Genomic DNA, 19,053 nt, shown 5'->3' with positions numbered 1-19,053 from the left:
AAAGGGAGGATGATAGAATGAATGAGATCGTTCATACAATCAACAGTCCTTACTATGGTACAATTGAACAGGTCGTTACACAGCCATTAGATTATGTATATGAGTGGGAAACATTGTTTTTAGTTAAAACAGGGGAAGGTAAACTTGAACATATTAATGTTGGAGTAAGTGGACATCTCCTTTCAATAGAAGTGAGTCAGGGAGAAGAGATTACACCTGTTACAGTGTTAGGAACCTTGAGGGATGATTTGTTAATTACCGGTAGTGATTGATATACTATAAGCGCGCCACCCTTTTCTGTTTAGGCAGAAGAGGTACATAGGTAGACCATGAATCAAACTGGAGGTAAGCGAATGAGGAGAACCGATAAGCAGATGACTTTTGGTTTAGCAATTGTTCCGTTCATAGCTATGATTGTTGCGATGGTGTTTACCATTGTCGTTTTTGAAGGAAGTGCCCATATCCCTCTTATTTTAGGTGCTATTGTATCCGCTTTCATAGCTTGGTTTGTTGGTTTCAGTTGGGGTGAAATCGAATCTAGTATTTACAAAGGAATTCGTCTTGCGTTACCAGCAGTGGTTATCATCATTCTTGTAGGGATTGTGATCGGCGCATGGATTGGCGGAGGAATTGTAGCAACGATGTTTTATTATGGTTTAAAGCTCATATCACCAGCTTTTTTCTTAGTATCTATTGCGGTTATTTGTGCAATTGTCTCAATTGCTACGGGAAGTTCGTGGTCCACAATGGGGACAATTGGTATTGCAGGGATGGGAATAGGGATGAGTATGGACATTCCTTCTGGAATGGTTGCTGGAGCGATTATTTCAGGAGCGTACTTTGGCGATAAAATGTCCCCTCTTTCAGATACGACGAATCTCGCTTCAGGAACAGTAGGGGCAAATTTGTTCGAGCATATTAAGCATATGACGTATACTACAGTGCCCGCTTTTATCATTGCTCTAGGTGTTTACTGGTATTTAGGAACAAAATTCGCCTCAAATAAGATTGATTTTGAGAAAATCGAAGCGATTATGAAAGTGTTACAAGAAGAGTTCGTTATTTCACCTTGGCTCCTTATAGCGCCAGCTCTAGTGATTGTATTAGTATCAAAAAAAGTACCTGTTATCCCTTCCTTAATTTCTGGTATTATTCTGGGTTTTCTTGCTGATGTTTTTGTGCAGGGCGGTGATGTAGGAACAGCAGTCAATACATTGCAAAGCGGGTTTTTCATTGAAACAGGGAATGCCACAATCGATGAACTTTTCAATCGAGGTGGCATAGACGATATGATGTATACCGTCTCTCTCGTTATTTGTGCGATGACGTTTGGTGGAATACTAGAAAACACAGGAATGCTTCATGCAATTGTAAATCAAATTATTAAAATAGCAAAAACAGCAAAAGGGTTATTAACGACGACAGTTATGTCTGCCTTTGCAACAAATGTGTTAACGGCAGAGCAATATATATCAGTAGTGCTACCAGGTCGGATGTATGTAAAGAGATATAGGGAGTTAAATCTCCATCCCAAAAATTTATCAAGGGCGATCGAGGATGGAGGCACATTAACTTCTGTGTTTGTCCCGTGGAATACGTGTGCTGTATTTATCTTTGGTACGTTAGGAGTTTCTGTGATTGACTATGCGCCATATGCGATCTTAAACTATCTTGTACCTATTCTTTCGATTGCCTTTGCATGGAGCGGTTTAACAATTGCTTATATGACAAAAGAAGAGAGAATGAACTGGGTGGAGGATGAAGAGAAGGCAGAAGAAGTAGGATAATAGGAAGCGGTATAAAATAAAAAGCAGAATTCCTTTTAAGGAGATTCTGCTTTTTGAATTGATCTCGGTTTTATCCGCAAAGCTGTGCAAGAATTTTTTGGATTGTATAGATGCTATCATCCTTCTTAAACTGCTTCGAGAAGGTAGGAGTCTGTGAACTGGAAATCCAGATTTTAAGCTCTGCATCAAGATCAAAGTGTCCTGCTGTTTCAATACTGAAGTGCGAAATGCTCTTGTATGGAACAGAATGATATTCTACTTTCTTACCTGTCATACCCTGTTTGTCAACGAATAAAAGCCGTTTGTCTGTGAACACGATTAAATCTCTGACAAGCTTAAACGCAGCATTCACCTCTTCTGTGTCAGCAAGAATGTTAGACAGTTCTTTCTTCACGTCTTCTTTCTTCATTGTTGAAGCATTTCCCATAAATCCACTTAAAATGCCCATTGTAACTCCTCCTTCACATTTTTTATCATGCATTCCCTCATATTCTAGCATAGGAAGTGCCTGTCACCACCCGAACTGGCTCGAATGTTGTCGAGCAAAATATGGATAAAAGAGCGGGTTCTTGCATACGTATCGAATGATGCTCGTGCTACACTCAAGTTAACTATTTAATCTGGAAGAACAGCAGTGATTACTATTAGGAGGGGTAACAATGCCATTTATGAATCTTGGAGATGATCTTGAAGTTTATTATGAAGATGTGGGAATGGGTAGCCCTGTTATTTTTATTCACGGTGTTTGGATGAGTAGTCGTTTTTTCAAAAAGCAGCTTCCTTACTTTAGACAGAAGTATCGAGCAATTTCTTTGGATTTAAGGGGTCATGGCCAGTCCTCTCATGTTCAAACTGGTCATACTGTGGCAAACTATGCTCGTGATCTTAAGAAGTTCATCGATGAACTTCACTTAAAAGAAGTCACGCTAGTTGGTTGGTCAATGGGGGCCTTTGTCATTTGGGAATATTTGCATCAGTTCGGTGAAGACAATGTGAAGGGAACAGTTATTGTTGATGAGCTCGCATCTGACTTCAAATGGCCTGATTTTGATATAGGTGCATTCGATCTCCCAGCACTGACAGGAATGATGAGAGACATTCAATCCAATCAGAAGGCATTGCTTCAAGGGTTTATTCCTCTCATGTTTAAAGAGGACCGACCTCAATCTGAGCTTGAGTGGATGTTAGCGGAGACAACAAAAATGCCAGCTTCCATTGCGAGTGCTATTTTATTCGATCAATCGATCATTGACTGCCGTCCTTATTTAAATCAAATCACGAAACCAACGCTATTGTGTTTTGGAAAAGAAGAAAAGCTCATTCCAGTAGCAGCAGGGGAGCACTTAGAACGTGAAATTCCTAACGCAAAACTTGTTTTATTTGAAGATAGCTGCCATTGTCCATTTATAGAAGAAGCTGAGCGATTTAATCGGATTGTTGATGAATTTATTGGGAGTCTTAATTAGCTTTTTGAAAAGGCAAGTAAGCCTGTTTACTTGTCTTTTATTTTCTTTCAAAAAACTTTCAATTTTCCTAAAAATAGGTGTTGCTTATCCAAAAAAGCTGGGCTATAATAACATCAACGAAAGCGCTTTCGATCCAGAGGAGACAAAGATGATTACAATCTATGATTTAGCAAGAAAAACTGGATTTTCAAGTACGACCGTTTCCAAAGCTCTTAATAATTATCCAGATGTTAGCAAAAAAACGAGGCAGGCCATTCTTGATACTGCTACTGAAATGGGCTACTTACCAAATGCTCATGCACAATCTCTTTCAACGAAGAAATCATGGACAATAGGCGTCATGTTTTCGGAAGACAATCAAATCGGGATGAAGCATCCATTTTTCAGTGCTGTGATTGAAAGCTTTCGAAAACATGCTGAGAAGGAAGGGTATGATCTTATTCTTGCTTCTAGGAACCTCCGTAACAGAGGATCAAGTTATCTTGAGCACTTCATGTATAGAGGTGTGGATGGCATTGTAGTCATCTGCTCAGATCCAAATGATCCACAGGTGCAAGAAATGATAGATGCTAGCATTCCAATTGTTGTTATCGATATGAGTAATAGAAACTGCAGTGTCGTATTCTCTGATAACCTTTCTGGTGGTGCACTTGCAATTAACTACTTGTATTCGCTCGGCCATACAAAGATCGCCCATATATCAGGTGAACCTTCTATCTATGCTGGCCAAGTAAGAATTCAAGGTTACTCGGACGCGATGAAGAAGTTAGAGCTTCCGATTTTAGAGGGCTATCTTGTAAATGGTGGAATGTTTTCTATTGAAGAAGGCGCCAAAGCCATGGATAAGCTTCTTGATTTAAAAGAGCCTCCTACAGCTATCTTTGTAGCAGGGGATCATATGGCCATAGGTGCAATGGAAGTTGCTAAGAAAAGAGGATACAATATCCCGGATGATATCTCGATCATTGGTTATGATGATATCGAAATGGCAAGTTATGTAACACCGAAATTAACAACAATTAAACAGGATACTGATTCAATTGGCATTCGTGCAACCCAGCTTCTTATGAAGCAAATCATTCAAAAGAAAAAAATCATCACAGAAGAAATTATCCCAGTCGAGTTAATTGAAAGAGGATCTTGTAAACGACTAAAGAAAAAATAAATTTTTTTAGTCGCTTAAGAAACCGCTTTCAATGAAAGGGATTTATATTTTTGGTTAAATCGAAACCGGTTTCGATTTTATTTTATACCTATTTCGAAACCGGTTTCGCTAATAATACATTCTTTGAAAAAAGGAAGGGGCTCATCCATGAAAAAGGTTATTGGTCTTATGATGTCACTCGTCTTATTGTTTGGTATTTTAGCTGGTTGTTCAAACTCGGAGTCTTCAGGAGAAGCAAAAGGGGATAAAGATGTTGATTTAAAAGTTTGGTCTTTTACCGATGAGTTAAAGAAACCCATTACAAAATTTGAAGAAAAAAATGGTGTAAAAATCGAGCTAACAATTGTACCGATTGCTGACTACCCTACTAAGCTTAAGCCTGTTCTTGAAAGTGGCGTAGGAGCACCTGATGTGTTTACGGGAGAAATCGCGTTTTTGAAGCAATGGGTAAATGCTGGTTACTGGGAAAACCTTTCTGAGGATCCTTATAACGTAAATGAACTTGCAGATAACTATGTGCCTTATGTTTTTGACTTAGGTAAGGACGAGAATGGTGATGTAAGAGCATTATCATGGCAAACAACACCTGGTGGGATTTACTACAAGCGTAGCATTGCGAAAGAAGTGCTTGGCACTGATGATCCTGATGAAATTGGTGAAATGCTAACGTCAATGGATAAAGTATTTGAAGTATCAGAAAAAATGAAAGAAAAAGGTTACCGTATGTTCCCGGATGAAGGATCGATTCGCTGGTTCTCTCAAGGAGATGATCCTCAAGCTTGGGTCAATGAAAAGGATGAATTACAGCTAACAGATCAAAAAATCGAATTTCTAGATTATGCAAAAAAACTTCGTGAAGAAAGCTATACAGCACTTGCTCCAGAATGGTCACCTTCATGGTTTGAAGCAATGGATAAGCCAATTAAGGTAAAAGAAAATGGCGATGAAACTGAAACAGAAGTTTTCTCTTATGTTCTTCCTACATGGGGTCTACATAGTGTCTTGAAGACAAATGTAGAAGATTCTGTTGGAGACTGGGCAGTAACAAGTGGTCCAAGTCCGTATTTCTGGGGTGGAACTTGGTTAGGTGTCTACAACAAGTCTGAGAATAAAGAGCTTGCGTATGATTTCGTGAAAATGATGACACAAGATGATGAGTTTTTAACAGATTGGGCGAAAGAAACAGGCGATGTTCTTTCTTACCTTCCAGTTACGAATGAAATCAAAGGCGATTTTAGTGATGAGTTCCTTGGTGGACAAAATAACTATCAGTTCTTCCTTGAGCAAGCAAAGAGCATTGAGCCAGGTATCGTAACAAAGTACGATCAGCAGCTTGATACATTTTATGGTAATGCGGTTCAGGAGTATGTAGATGGTAAGAAATCAAAAGACGAAGCGATTGCTGAATTTTATAAGAAAGCACAAAATGCTTACCCTGAATTAAAGGTACCAAAGAAGTAAGAAGTGTAAGCGGTGTAAGGATTCTTATACCGCTTATCTTATTTTGAAAGGAGCGACGAGATGAAGAATCTGAACCGCTATGGCTATGCCTTTATAGCTCCGTTTTGGATCATTTTTCTCATATTTAATATCTATCCAGTAGCACTAACCTTCTATTATAGTTTTACAAATTACAGCGGTAGTGGAACAGCAGAAGTAGTAGGCTTTGCGAACTACCAACGATTAATTGCTGACTCCTATTTTGTAGAGGCATTCTTTAATACATGGAAAATCTGGGGTGTGAACTTTGCTCTCCAAATTGTTATTGCACTTATTCTAGCTATGATCTTCTCAGATGCGCGAGTGAAGATGAAAGGACTTTCATTCTTCCGCTCGATCTTCTACCTACCAAATTTAATTACGGTCAGTTCAGTAGCTCTATTATTTGGCATTCTACTAGATTGGCAGCACGGATCGTTAAATATGGTTTTAATGAATATCGGGGTTATCTCAGAGCCTATTAACTGGTTGAATCAGCCAACAACTGCTCAACTTTCAGTATCTCTTATTCTCACGTGGATGTGGTTTGGCCATTCCTTCATCGTCGTTATGGCGGGTGTATCAGGAATCTCCACTGATTTCTATGAAGCTGCTTTAATTGACGGAGCGAATCGTTGGCAAACCTTCACCAAAATTACGCTTCCTTTGTTAAAACCGATCCTTCTTTACATTATGATTACCTCGTTAATTGGTGGTCTCCAGCTATTTGATTTACCTATGCTTTTAACAGATGGTATTGGTTCTCCAGATGGATCGTTAAATACGATGGTTCTCTACTTATACAACCAGGCATTTAAGTACAACAATTATGGTTACGCTGCTGCCGTTGCATACGGGCTGTTTATTATTACAGTGATCTTCTCAGCAATTGTCTTTAAATCAATGTATGGCAACGAGCGTAAACAAGCGAGGCGGGTGTAAATCATGATCGACCGATCAGAAATCGAAAACAATGTGACGCCTGAACAACTGGCGAAAAGAACGCTAATCCCTCAAGAAAAGAAGACGAAGAAGCGTCGCTCGATTGTGAAGGGGATCATTTATGCGCTACTCATTTTAACTGCGGTTATTTGTTTTATTCCATTCCTTATGATGCTTGTCAATGCGACGCGTTCAAATGATGCGATTCTTACTGGATTTACGTTAATTCCTGGTACAGCACTGATGGAGAATTATCGCACGATGATGGAATACGTAAACATCTGGAATGGTTTTAAAAATAGTTTAATTATTTCGGTGCTTGTGACGCTTTTAACTGGTTACTTTTCAGCTCTAACTGCATATGGCTTTGCTTTCTATACCTTTAAAGGTAAAAATTTCTTGTTCGTTTTTATGCTTGTGATGATGATGGTACCGGGTCAGTTAGGTCTAATCGGCTTCTACGAGCTTTGTAAAAACCTAGGCATTCTGGATACGTTCATCCCATTAATTGTCCCTGCAGTTGCTAGTCCATTTGTCGTTTTCTTCTTACGTCAGTACATTCAAACAACACTTCATCCAAGTTTAATTGAAGCTGCTCGAATTGACGGAGCAAGCGAATTGCGGATCTTCCATACGGTTGCGATTCCGATTATGATGCCAGCAGTGGCAACGATGTCGATCTTTACTTTCATAGGCTCATGGAACAACTACATTATGCCGTTAGTGATTCTATTTTCACCAGAAAAGTACACGCTACCGGTTTTGATGGGCTTCCTAAAAGGATCTCAGGTCGCACAGAATTTAGGTTCTATGTATCTAGGTATCGCCATTTCTGTTGTACCGATCATGATCGCCTTTCTATTTTTATCTAAATACATCGTTAATAGTATTTCAGCAGGAGCTGTTAAAGAGTAGAGGAGTGGAAGTATATGAATTTCAATAAAGACTTTACGTTTGGAACGGCAACATCTTCGTATCAAATTGAAGGAGCCCACAACGAGGGAGGAAGAACTCCTTCCATCTGGGACATGTTCTGTGATATCCCAGGTAAAGTGTATGAACAGCACAATGGTAATGTAGCTTGTGATCACTACCATCGCTATGAAGAAGACATCAAAATTATTAAAGAACTTGGGGTAGACAGTTACCGCTTCTCCATCGCTTGGCCACGAATATTCCCAGCGAAGGGGGATTATAATCCAGAGGGAATGGCCTTCTACAAAACATTAGCAAAACGATTGCGTGAAGAAGGCATTAAGCCAGCTGTTACTCTCTACCACTGGGACCTTCCAATGTGGGCACATGAAGAAGGCGGATGGGTAAACCGGGATTCAGTCGAGTGGTTCTTGGATTATGCAAAAGTTTGCTTCCGTGAGCTTGATGGATTAGTAGATTCATGGATTACGCACAACGAACCTTGGTGTGCTGGCTTCCTTGGGTATCATATGGGCGTTCATGCTCCAGGACATACGAACTTAGATGAAGCTGTTCGTGCTGTTCACCATATGCTTTTATCTCATGGAGAAGCGGTGAATCTGTTGAAAAATGAATTTACTTCGACGACATCCATTGGGATTACGTTAAATTTATCGCCTGTTTATCCGAAAACGGATTCAGTTAACGATCGCCTTGCAGCAAATAACTCAGATGGTTACTCGAATCGCTGGTTCTTAGATCCAGTTTTTAAAGGAAGCTACCCGGTAGACATGATGAACTTGTTCTCTAAATATGTTCATAATTTTGATTTTATTCAAGAAGGCGATCTGCAGACAATATCCACTCAATGTGATTTCTTTGGAATCAATTTCTATAGTCGTGGATTAGTTGAATTTAACGCAGCGAATGATTTTCTAACTCAAGGTGCACATTCCGACTATGAGAAAACAGGAATGGGCTGGGATATCGCACCAAATGAATTTAAGGACCTAATTAGAAGATTAAGAAATGAATATACAGATCTCCCAATTTATATTACGGAAAATGGTGCAGCGTACGATGATAAGGTGGAAGACGGACGAGTTCACGATCAAAATCGAATCGATTACGTTGAAAAGCATCTTCAAGCTGTATCAGATTTAAATGAAGAAGGCATGAACATTCAGGGCTACTATTTGTGGTCGTTGCTTGATAATTTCGAATGGAGCTTTGGGTATGATAAGCGATTTGGCATAATCTACGTGAATTATGAAACGCAGGAACGAATCTGGAAAGACAGTGCATTGTGGTATGCGGACATTGTGAAAAATAGAGGATCCGTTCTGCCACTTAATGCATAGAAGGAAGGGGCATTCTGTGAAAACAAAAACAATGACTCATATTCAATCGGCTAGAGATAATGGAGATCTTCTTAACGTTAAAGAACCACTAGAAGTCTCATCTCTTCCAAATGAAGATGCTACTCTGATTAAGCTTAATCCCAATGAAACATTTCAAACAATACTAGGGTTTGGTGGTGCCTTTACAGAGGCATCTGCTCATACCCTTTCTCTTATTAGTGAAGAGAAAAGGAATGAAGTTATTCATCGCTATTATCATCCAGAAGAAGGACTTGGTTATCGTTTCGGTCGTACTCATATAAATAGCTGTGATTTTTCGTTAGGCAACTATTCGTATGTTGAAGATAATGATACATCTTTATCCACCTTTTCCATTGAGAGGGAAAAGGAACTTGTCATTCCATTAATAAAAGATGCGACTAAGGTAGCTGGGGACAGCTTGTTTATCGTTTCTTCACCATGGAGTCCTCCGCATTGGATGAAAAGCAATAATGAAATGAATCATGGTGGAAAGCTTCTTCCAGAGTTTCAATCAACTTGGGCGAACTATTACATGAAGTATGTTGACGCAATGGAAGCGGAAGGAATCCCGATTTGGGGATTAACGATCCAGAATGAACCTGAAGCAAAGCAAGTATGGGATTCTTGTCTTTATACAGCAGAAGAAGAACGAGATTTCATTAAAAACCACCTTGGACCGGAAATACGGAAGAACGGTAGAGACGATCTTAAAGTAATTATCTGGGATCACAATCGGGACGTTGTTTATGAGCGGGCAAGTAAAGTGTTGTCTGACCCAGAAGCAGCTCAATATGTTTGGGGAACTGGACTTCATTGGTACGTTTCTGAGGAGTTCGAAAATCTTTCAAAAGTTCACAATGCTTTCCCTGATAAGCACCTTATCTTCACAGAAGGTTGCATTGAAGGAGGAGTGCAACTAGGCGCGTGGCATACTGGTGAGCGATACGCGCGGAACATAATTGGAGACTTGAACAACTACTTAGAAGCATGGATTGATTGGAATATTGTATTGAATGAAGAAGGCGGTCCGAATCACGTAGGAAATTATTGTGATGCACCGGTTATTGTTGATACGAAAACAGGTGAAGTTCATTACAATAGTTCTTTTTATTATATAGGTCACTTTAGTAAGTATGTAAAGCCTGGTGCCGTTCGGATATCATGTACTGCTTCTAACAATGATATTCAACTAACTGCTTTTCAAAATCCGTCTGGAGAAATAGTCGTTATCCTTATGAATGAAAATGATGAAGAACATGCTGTTAATCTGGAGCTCGAGGAACAGAATGTAGCTGTTCAGATGCCTGGTCATTCGATCTCTACAATTCTTATATAAAGACATCTTTTAAAATTTGAGGAGGACCATTTTTTATGCGAAGTGTTATACCCGTTCTACTTGCCGGTGTTCTTGCTTTAAGTCCTGCGATTCCAACCGCTGCCTCCAGTCACGATAAAGGAAAAGAAAAAAATGATAGTGAACAGGTTGTTGCGAAACCCTTTCATCCTGCTGTAATGAAAGGGAAAGTCCATGGAACAACAAAATTGAGAGCTTCTGTTCAAGATGATCTGCATCTTGCTGTGAAGATCTCAAATGAAGCAATCAAAGCTAAAGTAGGAGAAGCTGTGCCGAGTGATCGGACTGTTACGAATCCTTATGTCTCTGGAACAGATTTATCTGGTGTGGATGAAGAAATTAACAAGTTCGTGATGGTTTATGTCCTTGATGAAGACAATGAAATCGTGGACTATAAGCAAATTGAGTTAAAGAAAAGCGACATTCAAAAAGAAGAATGGAATCTTGTATGGGAAGATGAATTTAATGGTGATTCAATTAACGAAGAAAAGTGGAACTTTGTCCAAGGTGGCGGTGGTTATGGGAACAACGAGTGGCAAAATTACACCAATCGAGAAAAAAACGCTCGTGTAGAAGATGGATCTTTAGTAATTGAGGCTCATAAGGAGCAATTCGGAGGAAATGACTATACATCTGCAAAGTTAACCACCCAGAATAAAGGCGATTGGACGTATGGACGATATGAAATTAAAGCGAAACTTCCAAAAGGACAGGGGATGTGGCCAGCTATCTGGATGATGCCAACAGATTATGAGCTTTATTCAGGGTGGCCTGCAACTGGTGAAATCGATATTATGGAGCTTCTTGGCCATGATCCTGATACTGTATATGGAACTCTACATTACGGAAAGCCGTGGAAGAATACAGGTGAATCCTATGATCTTCCTGTAGGCGATTTTTCAGATGAGTATCATACGTTTACATTAGACTGGGAGCCAGGCGAATTTCGCTGGTATGTAGATGGCATTCTTTATGCAAAGCAAAATGACTGGTTTACTAAAAATGAAAATGAAGCGGCGCCTTATACGTATCCTGCACCTTTCGATCGCGATTTTTTCTTACAGCTTAACTTAGCTGTTGGAGGAAATTGGCCAGGTTACCCGGATGAGTCAACTCTTTTTCCAAACCAGATGCTCGTTGATTATGTGAAAGTATATGAGCTTGATGGTGAGTACCGTGAAGCAGGCGAGCGGCCGATAACTGAAGAAAGTGTTCAAGATTTACGAGAACCGATAAATGGTGACTACGTTTATAACGGTCAATTTGATACAGACCTCGAATACTGGGATTTTCAACCCTTTGAACCATCCGATTTATTTGGTGGTGCAGGGGAAGTGGCTGTAGTCGATGGAGAAGCAAATGTGACGATATCTGATCCAGGCGACCAGCCATATGCGGTTCAGTTTGTTCAACCCAATGTACCACTTGAGAATGGCGAACGTTATAAGCTTTCGTTTGATGCACGCTCAAGCGGTGATCGTGGAATGGTTGTGAATGTTTCTGGTCCTGAGCAGGGGTTTGCTAGATATCTTTCAGATAAAATTGTAGAGCTGTCTTCAAATTATCAAACTTACTCATACGAATTTGAGATGGAAAATGGGACAGATCCTCATTCCCGCATCGAGTTCAACATGGGGCAGAGTTCTAATTTACCAGTGTGGATTGATAATGTCAGTCTCGTTAAACTGCCAAAGGATCCGAATGCGTCGAAAAAAGTTCTTCCTACAGGAAACTATATTTACAATGGAACATTCGATCAAGGAGATGATCGAATGGTGTTCTGGAATGTCGATCAGGATGGAAAGGCAAAAGCTAGTGCTTCTGTAGGTGAAGCAATTCCATCTCGTGAGATGACAATTGATATTAAAAAATCGAATGAACTTGAGGACGTACGTCTCAGTCAGGATAATTTGAATGTAGAAGAAGGTGTTTACGTTCTGACCTTCGATGCAAAAGCGGATGAAGCAAGATCAATTGGAGTACGATTGACAGATAAAGCTCGTTCACAGGAGTATGTTAGGGATGAGAACATTTCCATTACAGAAGAGATGAGCTCTTATCAAGTTATGATTGATATGAAAGAAACCGATTCTAAAACGGTATTTGAATTTTTACTAGGCGGAAGCAGTCGCTCGAGCGTTACGATTGATAATGTACAGATGAAACGGGTAGCACCACCTGTTACGATTGAAGGCGTAACGAAAGTGGAGGCGGAAGATTTTCAATCGATGTCCGGCGTTCAGATTGGAGAAGATGGCAAAAGTGTTGGCTGGATTGATGAAGGAGATTGGATGCAATATGCCGTAGATGTGAAAGAAGAGGGCAATTATACTGTGCGCTATCAAGTCGCTTCAGGTCGAGATGGAGCTAGCGTCACACTGTTGAGTAAAGCGGGTAATGTGTATGATGGCACACGAGAAATGGGTGAAATTTTAGTTGGAGAAGCCGATCAACTAACTTCGATAGACGTCGCCCAAACAGGTGGATGGGGGACTTGGAAAACTGTTACAGACACAATCTATTTAGAAAAGGGTCTTCAAACGCTTCAAGTTAATGCGGCTAACCTGAACATAGATTGGCTCTTCTTTTCACCAGAGCAATCAGATACTGAAACGGTAATAAGAAATGGTGATTTTTCCGATGGATTAACAAATTGGGGCTCATGGTGGGGAGATCAGTGGAGCGGTACAGCTGAAGGAGAGATCACTCATGAAGATGGCCAGATGAAGATCATGGTTTCAAAAACGGGTGAGCAGTCATACAGTCCTCAAGTTTTTCAGGAGAATCTTTTCTTAGAAGAAGGGCAAACGTATAAAGTCTCCTTTGATGCTAACGCCACAGTGGCAAAAGATATTAACGTTGTTATCGGTGAACCATTAACATCAGATCCTTGGTTCATTCCGTTCATGGAAACCAAAAAGGTTTCTATTGGAGAAGAAATAGAAACGCATTCGTTTATGTTCCAGATGGATCAAGCAACAAGTGCAAATGGCAAAATTGTCTTTGAAGTTGGAAAAATTGATGGTGTTGCTACGCCATCAACTATCGTGTTAGACAACGTAGAGATAGTGCCTGTCACTACCCGATAAAGGGAAGAATTTGTCGAAAAAAGAGTTGGATCAAGGTTTTACTTGGTCTAACTCTTTTTCATTTCCTTTCGTACACGTTAGATAACTATTTTTTGACGAATAAAGGAGTATTTTGAAATCTGTCGAATGTTTAAAATTGGAATATGATTTTATGGATTGGGGTGGCGAAATGATTGAATTGAAGAAAAAGGGCGATTCCATTAATCTTTCAAAAACAAGCATGCCTTTAGGCGAGATCCTCGTCAATCTTAATTGGACTGAAGGAAGCAAGGAGCAGTCATCTGGATTTTTCTCTAGTTTGTTTAAGAATAAAACACAAAATCAACATACAGACCTCGATCTTGGTTGTCTCTTTGAATTGAAGAACGGAAAAAAGGGGTGCGTTCAAGCGCTAGGGAACGCCTATGGGTCTTTTGATCAAATTCCTTATATGCAATTGGATGCGGATGATCGAACGGGTGCAGTTGCTGGTGGAGAAAACTTGCGAATTAATGGTAGACGCATTTCAGAAATCAAGCGAATTCTAATTTATGCATTTATTTACGAAGGAGCAGTCAATTGGTCGGAAGCTGATGGGGTTGTCACGTTAACATACGATGATGGAGAAGATATCACTGTGAAATTAGATGATCATCGCAACGGACAAAATATGTGTGCCATTGCCATGATCGAAAATATTAATGATAAGACATTTAAAGTAAGAAGACTTGTAGAGTACTTCAGTGGACATCAACAAATGGATCGGGCCTACGAATGGAAGATGAAATGGACCGCAGGATCTAAATAGTTTTCATACAAAAGAAGGAGTAGAACATGACAAGAATATGGTTTAATCGATGGTTTACAACAGTTGCACATTACATAGAAATGATTCGACAGAACCATGACGGAAAGGTGTTCGAAGTATATGGTTCACACCCGAGTGAAGATGCCTTGTATTTACAGTATTGCGATCAAGCGTTTGTAGAACCTGATCTAAGTGGGCATGAGTACGTTGAGTATTGCCTTCAGACTTGTATCGATAAGGAAATCGATTTGTTTATTCCGCGTAAAGAAAATGTCCTCATCTCAAGGAACCTTTCGAAATTCCACAGCATTGGCGTAAAAGTTCTCGTAAGTGATGCAGAACTGATGGCTCTTATGGACAATAAAGCTGCCATGTACCAATCCATTCTTACGAAGGAAAAAGAGCTAAAGAAATCAATTGTGCCTCTTCCGGACTATGTGGTTGTAAACAAAGTGGAAGACTTTAAAAAAGCGTATCATTATCTTCGAGAGAAAGGTCATACGGTTTGTTTCAAGCCTGTAATCGGGGAAGGTGCAAATGGTTTCCGAGTGATCAAAGAAGGACAGGAAACGATTGAAGAGCTTCTTACAGAAGGAGTATCGAGAAGAATTTCATTTGAGCATGCCTGTTCCATTTTAGCTCAACAAGATTCGTTTCCAGACTTAATGGTCTTAGAGTACTTAGATGGTTATGAATATAGTATAGACTGCCTTGCGTATGATGGAGAGTTACATCTTGCCATTCCTCGTAAGAAAGTTGAAGGAAGAGTAAGAGAACTTGAGAACAATGAAGAGTTACTAGAAATTGCACGTGCTATTCACAAGGAATATAACATCGATTACATCTCAAACATTCAAGTTAAGTTCAGTGAAGGGATTCCCAAGCTCCTTGAAATTAACCCTAGGATGGCAGGAGGGTTGAACATTAGTTGCTTATCTGGTGTAAACATCCCCTACGAAGCGATTAAATTATTGCAAAATGGGGGCAATTCATCACTTAATTTAAAGCCAGAAATGGGCATACGTGCTAGTCATATCGAGAAAGAAGTTGTCCTTACTTAAAAATAAAGGAGGTAGTCTGATGAGTATTACATTAATGAAAAAGAATGCTGGGATTGTATTAAAGAAAAAGAATTTAGATCAGGTTGTAGCCAGAGTAGGGCTTGTTCTAGATATCAGTGGATCAATGCGAAAACTATACAAAGAAGGGATCGTTCAAAAAGTAGTTGAGCGTGTTCTGGCCGTTGCGAGTCAATTTGATGATGATGGTTCATTAGATGTGTGGGTCTATGATAATGAATTTAGTCGGTTAAAACCTGTAACAGAATTTGATTTCGAAGGATACGTAGATCATCAAATACTTTCGAACGACCTCGTTCATAAATTTGGTAGAAACGATGAACCTCAAGTAATGGAAGACGTTATCAGTAAATACGTTAAAGAAGACCCATCTAAAGAACCGGTGTTCATTGTGTTTATTAATGATGGTGGCTGTAAACGTGGAATTAAGACAGCTATTGTTGAATCCTCAGAACAACCTCTTTTTTGGCAGTTTATCGGAATAGGAGATTCCAACTTTGATGTGCTAGAGAAATTGGATACCATGACGGGAAGGTTCATAGATAACGCCAACTTCTTCCATATAGAAGATATCGACCGGACAAGTGATGAAGTATTGTACAATAATCTTCTAAATGAATTTCCAGATTGGTTGAAAGAAGCAAGAGAAAAGAATGTGATACAGTAGCGTTAACAGAATCGACAAAATCTTTTCAATTTATTAGAGTTGACCAAGGGTTAAAGGATTCATTTTAGCTGAAAATATGTTAGTTTTAAATAGAAAGAATCTGTTTTTGCTGTTAAAACAATTTTTTTGTTGAAACTTGAAACTTTTCGAAGTTAGGCACGTATTACAGAATAGGCAGCTAACTACTGAATTTAACACGCACAACATCATAATCGATTTAAATCTACTAACAGGAGTGAAACGATTTGACAATTTCTTTGCAGAAAGGTCAACGAATTGACTTAACAAAAGGAAATGCCGGCTTATCGAAAATTATGGTTGGTCTTGGTTGGGATCCAGTTGAGCAAAAGAAAGGTGGCCTTCTAGGCGGTCTTTTTGGAGGCGGAAGCGGCGGCGCTAACGTTGACTGTGATGCCTCAATCTTAATGCTTGAAGATGATAAGTTAACTTCTAAGAAAGATTTAATTTATTTTGGTAATTTAAAAAGCGCATGTGGAAGTATTAATCACACAGGTGACAACTTAACGGGTGCCGGAGACGGTGATGATGAACAAATCATGATAGATCTTGGACAAGTTCCACAACGCATTACAAAGCTCGTTTTTGTTGTTAATATTTATGATGCCGTAAAACGTAAACAGGATTTTGGTATGATTCAGAACGCGTTTATTCGCGTGGTCAATCAGTCAAATCAAGAAGAGATGCTTAAATTTAATCTTACAGATAACTATTCTGGTAAGACAAGCCTATTCGTTGCAGAAATCTATCGCCACGGTAGTGAATGGAAATTTGCTGCTATTGGAAATGGAACGAACGATGCAGGGTTAAGCGATATTGCAAAAAAATACTAAACTACTAAAATACTAAAGGGGCTGACTAGCATGGCTGTATCATTATCTAAAGGACAAAAAGTAGATTTAACAAAAACAAATCCTGGACTTTCAAAAGTTATCGTAGGACTTGGTTGGGACACGAACAAATATGATGGTGGAAATGACTTTGACCTGGACGCAAGCATCTTCCTATTAGATAGCACTGGTAAGTGTTCTTCTGATAAAGATTTTGTTTTCTATAATCAAACTGAAGGTGGCGGCGGTTCGGTTGTTCATACTGGTGATAACCGTACTGGTGAAGGTGCAGGAGATGACGAGCAAGTAAAAGTTCATCTTCAAGATGTTCCGGCTGAAATTGAGAAAATTTCATTCGTCATTACGATTCATGATGCTGAAGCACGTAGTCAGAATTTCGGTCAAGTATCGAATGCATTTGTACGCATTCTAAATGAAGAATCAAATGAAGAGCTCATCCGTTACGACTTAGGAGAAGATTTCTCAATTGAAACGGCGATTATAGTAGGTGAACTATACCGTCATAGCGGCGAGTGGAAATTCTCTGCAGTTGGTTCAGGTTATCAAGGTGGACTTGCTAGAATTGCAACTGATTTTGGTTTACAAGTCGGATAAATTCTTCTTTTTGGCAAGAGGGACACTCCCTCTTGCCATTCCAATATAAACGCGAATTGGGGGATCACATTGGGAATTCAACTATCTAAAGGACAGAGAATTGATTTAACAAAAACGAATCCAGGACTCGTTAAAGGACTTATTGGACTTGGTTGGGATACGAATAAATATCAAGGTGGTTCGGACTTTGATTTGGATGCGTCTGCTTTTCTAGTTGATGCAAATAATCGTTGTCAAAATGACCTGGATTTCATTTTCTATAACAATTTGGAACATCCGAGTAAATCCGTGATTCATACAGGTGATAACCGTACGGGTGAAGGTGATGGAGACGATGAACAGCTGATCGTTGATTTTTCCAAAATCCCAGCTCATGTTGATAAAATCGGGATTACCGTTACGATTCATGATGGTGAGTCGCGGCATCAGAACTTTGGACAAGTATCGAACGCATTTGTTCGGCTTGCGGATGAATCCACTGGAGAAGAGCTATTGCGCTTTGACCTTGGTGAAGACTTCTCAATTGAAACGGCAGTTGTCGTTTGTGAGTTGTATCGCCACGGTAGCGAATGGAAATTCAATGCAATTGGAAGTGGGTTCTCAGGCGGACTTGCTTCGCTTTGCAAAAATTATGGCCTTGAGGTTTAAGGCTTAGCTAGTTGACATTAGGAGGAAACATCAAGTGGAAATTTTACAAGAAATTCTAAACACATATGCCTCTTTCTTTGATTGGGAAATGTGGGGAGAAGTTTTAACAGACCCTGTTTCATGGGGACTTATTGGTACATTGGTTCTTCTGGAAGGTTTGTTATCAGCTGATAACGCACTCGTTCTTGCCGTTATGGTTAAACACCTTCCGCCAGAGCAACGTAGAAAAGCGTTAACGTATGGTTTAATCGGTGCTTATTTCTTCCGATTCCTATTTATTGGTATCGGAATGTTTCTTATTAAATTCTGGTGGATCAAAGTATTTGGTGCTGCATACCTTGCTTGGATCGTGATTCAACACTTTAGAAATAAGGGTGGAGAAGAAGGCACAGAGGGTATGAAAAAAGATACCTGGCTTGTGCGTACATTTGGGTTGTTCTGGGCTACTGTCATTTCAGTAGAACTAATGGACATCGCTTTCTCTGCTGATAGCATCTTAGCTGCACTAGCTATTTCAGAACAGGTATGGGTATTGTTACTTGGAGGAATGATCGGTATTCTTCTTATGAGAACAGTAGCTGGTGTTTTCCTTAAATTGATTGAAAGAGTACCTGAAATGGAAAATACAGCATTTGTATTGATTGCAATTATTGCCCTGAAGATGTTCTTAAGTGTCTTCCATATCGAAGTTCCTCACGTAGCATTCTTTGGTATCATCGTGCTTGCGTTCCTTGGAACATTTGTTGTTCATTATATTAATAATCGAAATCGTCCTTACGCAGAAGAAACAGCTTCAGCAAAAGAGAACGAATAGCAGAAAGAGGAGGAGA

17 protein-coding genes and 1 pseudogene are annotated in these 19,053 nt (G+C 39.6%); 17 read left to right on the top strand and 1 reads right to left on the bottom strand.

Annotated elements, in window-relative coordinates; translation table 11 throughout:
- Positions 1–17: 17 nt before the first annotated feature.
- Entirely contained in the window at positions 18–272 is a 255-nt protein-coding gene (locus PQ578_RS18610) for a biotin/lipoyl attachment domain-containing protein (protein ID WP_273835934.1), read from the top strand.
- 81 nt (positions 273–353) lie between these two features.
- Entirely contained in the window at positions 354–1,787 is a 1,434-nt protein-coding gene (nhaC, locus tag PQ578_RS18605; RefSeq protein WP_273835932.1) for a Na+/H+ antiporter NhaC, read from the top strand.
- A gap of 70 nt (positions 1,788–1,857) precedes the next feature.
- On the opposite strand, the gene PQ578_RS18600 is transcribed toward nhaC, so the two are convergent.
- Complete coding sequence (locus PQ578_RS18600) at positions 1,858–2,235, bottom strand: PH domain-containing protein (RefSeq protein WP_273835931.1); 378 nt, start codon at positions 2,233–2,235, stop codon at positions 1,858–1,860.
- A 211-nt stretch (positions 2,236–2,446) separates the two neighbouring features.
- Between PQ578_RS18600 and PQ578_RS18595 the strand changes: the two genes are divergently transcribed.
- From PQ578_RS18595 to PQ578_RS18525, 15 genes and pseudogenes are all read left to right on the top strand, one after another.
- Positions 2,447–3,253: an alpha/beta fold hydrolase gene (locus PQ578_RS18595; protein ID WP_273835930.1), complete on the top strand. Its 807-nt coding sequence runs from the start codon at positions 2,447–2,449 to the stop codon at positions 3,251–3,253.
- Positions 3,254–3,401: 148 nt separating this feature from the next.
- Positions 3,402–4,418: a LacI family DNA-binding transcriptional regulator gene (locus PQ578_RS18590; protein WP_273835929.1), complete on the top strand. Its 1,017-nt coding sequence runs from the start codon at positions 3,402–3,404 to the stop codon at positions 4,416–4,418.
- A gap of 147 nt (positions 4,419–4,565) precedes the next feature.
- Positions 4,566–5,879 (top strand): ABC transporter substrate-binding protein, encoded by a 1,314-nt coding sequence (locus PQ578_RS18585; RefSeq protein ID WP_098446196.1) that lies wholly within the window; start codon positions 4,566–4,568, stop codon positions 5,877–5,879.
- A 60-nt stretch (positions 5,880–5,939) separates the two neighbouring features.
- Positions 5,940–6,839 carry a carbohydrate ABC transporter permease gene (locus PQ578_RS18580; protein WP_098446197.1) on the top strand — a complete coding sequence of 300 codons (900 nt, stop codon included), beginning with the start codon at positions 5,940–5,942 and terminating at the stop codon, positions 6,837–6,839.
- Between the two features lie 3 nt (positions 6,840–6,842).
- On the top strand, positions 6,843–7,754 hold the full coding sequence (locus tag PQ578_RS18575) for a carbohydrate ABC transporter permease (RefSeq protein ID WP_098446198.1): 912 nt from the start codon (positions 6,843–6,845) through the stop codon (positions 7,752–7,754).
- A gap of 14 nt (positions 7,755–7,768) precedes the next feature.
- Positions 7,769–9,115 (top strand): GH1 family beta-glucosidase, encoded by a 1,347-nt coding sequence (locus PQ578_RS18570; protein ID WP_273835928.1) that lies wholly within the window; start codon positions 7,769–7,771, stop codon positions 9,113–9,115.
- 31 nt (positions 9,116–9,146) lie between these two features.
- A complete protein-coding gene (locus PQ578_RS18565; protein ID WP_420541598.1) occupies positions 9,147–10,472 on the top strand; it encodes a glycoside hydrolase family 30 protein in 1,326 nt (441 codons plus the stop codon).
- Between the two features lie 35 nt (positions 10,473–10,507).
- The gene (locus PQ578_RS18560) at positions 10,508–13,579 is read left to right on the top strand and encodes a carbohydrate binding domain-containing protein (RefSeq protein ID WP_273835926.1); all 3,072 of its coding nucleotides are present in this window, start codon (positions 10,508–10,510) and stop codon (positions 13,577–13,579) included.
- A 172-nt stretch (positions 13,580–13,751) separates the two neighbouring features.
- Positions 13,752–14,366 (top strand): annotated as a pseudogene (locus tag PQ578_RS18555) (TerD family protein); the annotation flags it as partial.
- 26 nt (positions 14,367–14,392) lie between these two features.
- The gene (locus tag PQ578_RS18550) at positions 14,393–15,427 is read left to right on the top strand and encodes an ATP-grasp domain-containing protein (RefSeq protein ID WP_273835923.1); all 1,035 of its coding nucleotides are present in this window, start codon (positions 14,393–14,395) and stop codon (positions 15,425–15,427) included.
- A 16-nt stretch (positions 15,428–15,443) separates the two neighbouring features.
- Positions 15,444–16,112: a vWA domain-containing protein gene (locus PQ578_RS18545; RefSeq protein ID WP_273836031.1), complete on the top strand. Its 669-nt coding sequence runs from the start codon at positions 15,444–15,446 to the stop codon at positions 16,110–16,112.
- Between the two features lie 245 nt (positions 16,113–16,357).
- On the top strand, positions 16,358–16,963 hold the full coding sequence (locus PQ578_RS18540; RefSeq protein ID WP_159780993.1) for a TerD family protein: 606 nt from the start codon (positions 16,358–16,360) through the stop codon (positions 16,961–16,963).
- A gap of 30 nt (positions 16,964–16,993) precedes the next feature.
- A complete protein-coding gene (locus tag PQ578_RS18535; RefSeq protein ID WP_159780994.1) occupies positions 16,994–17,575 on the top strand; it encodes a TerD family protein in 582 nt (193 codons plus the stop codon).
- Positions 17,576–17,644: 69 nt separating this feature from the next.
- Entirely contained in the window at positions 17,645–18,223 is a 579-nt protein-coding gene (locus tag PQ578_RS18530) for a TerD family protein (RefSeq protein WP_273835922.1), read from the top strand.
- Positions 18,224–18,311: 88 nt separating this feature from the next.
- Positions 18,312–19,037, top strand: a complete 726-nt coding sequence (locus PQ578_RS18525; RefSeq protein ID WP_202407313.1) for a TerC family protein — start codon at positions 18,312–18,314, stop codon at positions 19,035–19,037.
- The last annotated feature ends 16 nt before the right edge of the window (positions 19,038–19,053 follow it).

Source organism: Guptibacillus sedimenti (genome assembly GCF_028610665.1).
Taxonomy (GTDB): domain Bacteria; phylum Bacillota; class Bacilli; order Bacillales; family Guptibacillaceae; genus Guptibacillus; species Guptibacillus sedimenti.
The sequence above is the reverse complement of the archived record's forward strand: the minus strand, read 5'-3'. Positions and strand labels throughout refer to the sequence as shown.

Coding starts and splice junctions, on each gene's coding strand:
- PQ578_RS18610 (WP_273835934.1), top strand. CDS start 18: ATGAATGAGATCGTTCATACAATCAACAGTCCTTACTATGGTACAATT.
- nhaC (WP_273835932.1), top strand. CDS start 354: ATGAGGAGAACCGATAAGCAGATGACTTTTGGTTTAGCAATTGTTCCG.
- PQ578_RS18600 (WP_273835931.1), bottom strand. CDS start 2,235: ATGGGCATTTTAAGTGGATTTATGGGAAATGCTTCAACAATGAAGAAA.
- PQ578_RS18595 (WP_273835930.1), top strand. CDS start 2,447: ATGCCATTTATGAATCTTGGAGATGATCTTGAAGTTTATTATGAAGAT.
- PQ578_RS18590 (WP_273835929.1), top strand. CDS start 3,402: ATGATTACAATCTATGATTTAGCAAGAAAAACTGGATTTTCAAGTACG.
- PQ578_RS18585 (WP_098446196.1), top strand. CDS start 4,566: ATGAAAAAGGTTATTGGTCTTATGATGTCACTCGTCTTATTGTTTGGT.
- PQ578_RS18580 (WP_098446197.1), top strand. CDS start 5,940: ATGAAGAATCTGAACCGCTATGGCTATGCCTTTATAGCTCCGTTTTGG.
- PQ578_RS18575 (WP_098446198.1), top strand. CDS start 6,843: ATGATCGACCGATCAGAAATCGAAAACAATGTGACGCCTGAACAACTG.
- PQ578_RS18570 (WP_273835928.1), top strand. CDS start 7,769: ATGAATTTCAATAAAGACTTTACGTTTGGAACGGCAACATCTTCGTAT.
- PQ578_RS18565 (WP_420541598.1), top strand. CDS start 9,147: ATGACTCATATTCAATCGGCTAGAGATAATGGAGATCTTCTTAACGTT.
- PQ578_RS18560 (WP_273835926.1), top strand. CDS start 10,508: ATGCGAAGTGTTATACCCGTTCTACTTGCCGGTGTTCTTGCTTTAAGT.
- PQ578_RS18550 (WP_273835923.1), top strand. CDS start 14,393: ATGACAAGAATATGGTTTAATCGATGGTTTACAACAGTTGCACATTAC.
- PQ578_RS18535 (WP_159780994.1), top strand. CDS start 16,994: ATGGCTGTATCATTATCTAAAGGACAAAAAGTAGATTTAACAAAAACA.
- PQ578_RS18525 (WP_202407313.1), top strand. CDS start 18,312: ATGTGGGGAGAAGTTTTAACAGACCCTGTTTCATGGGGACTTATTGGT.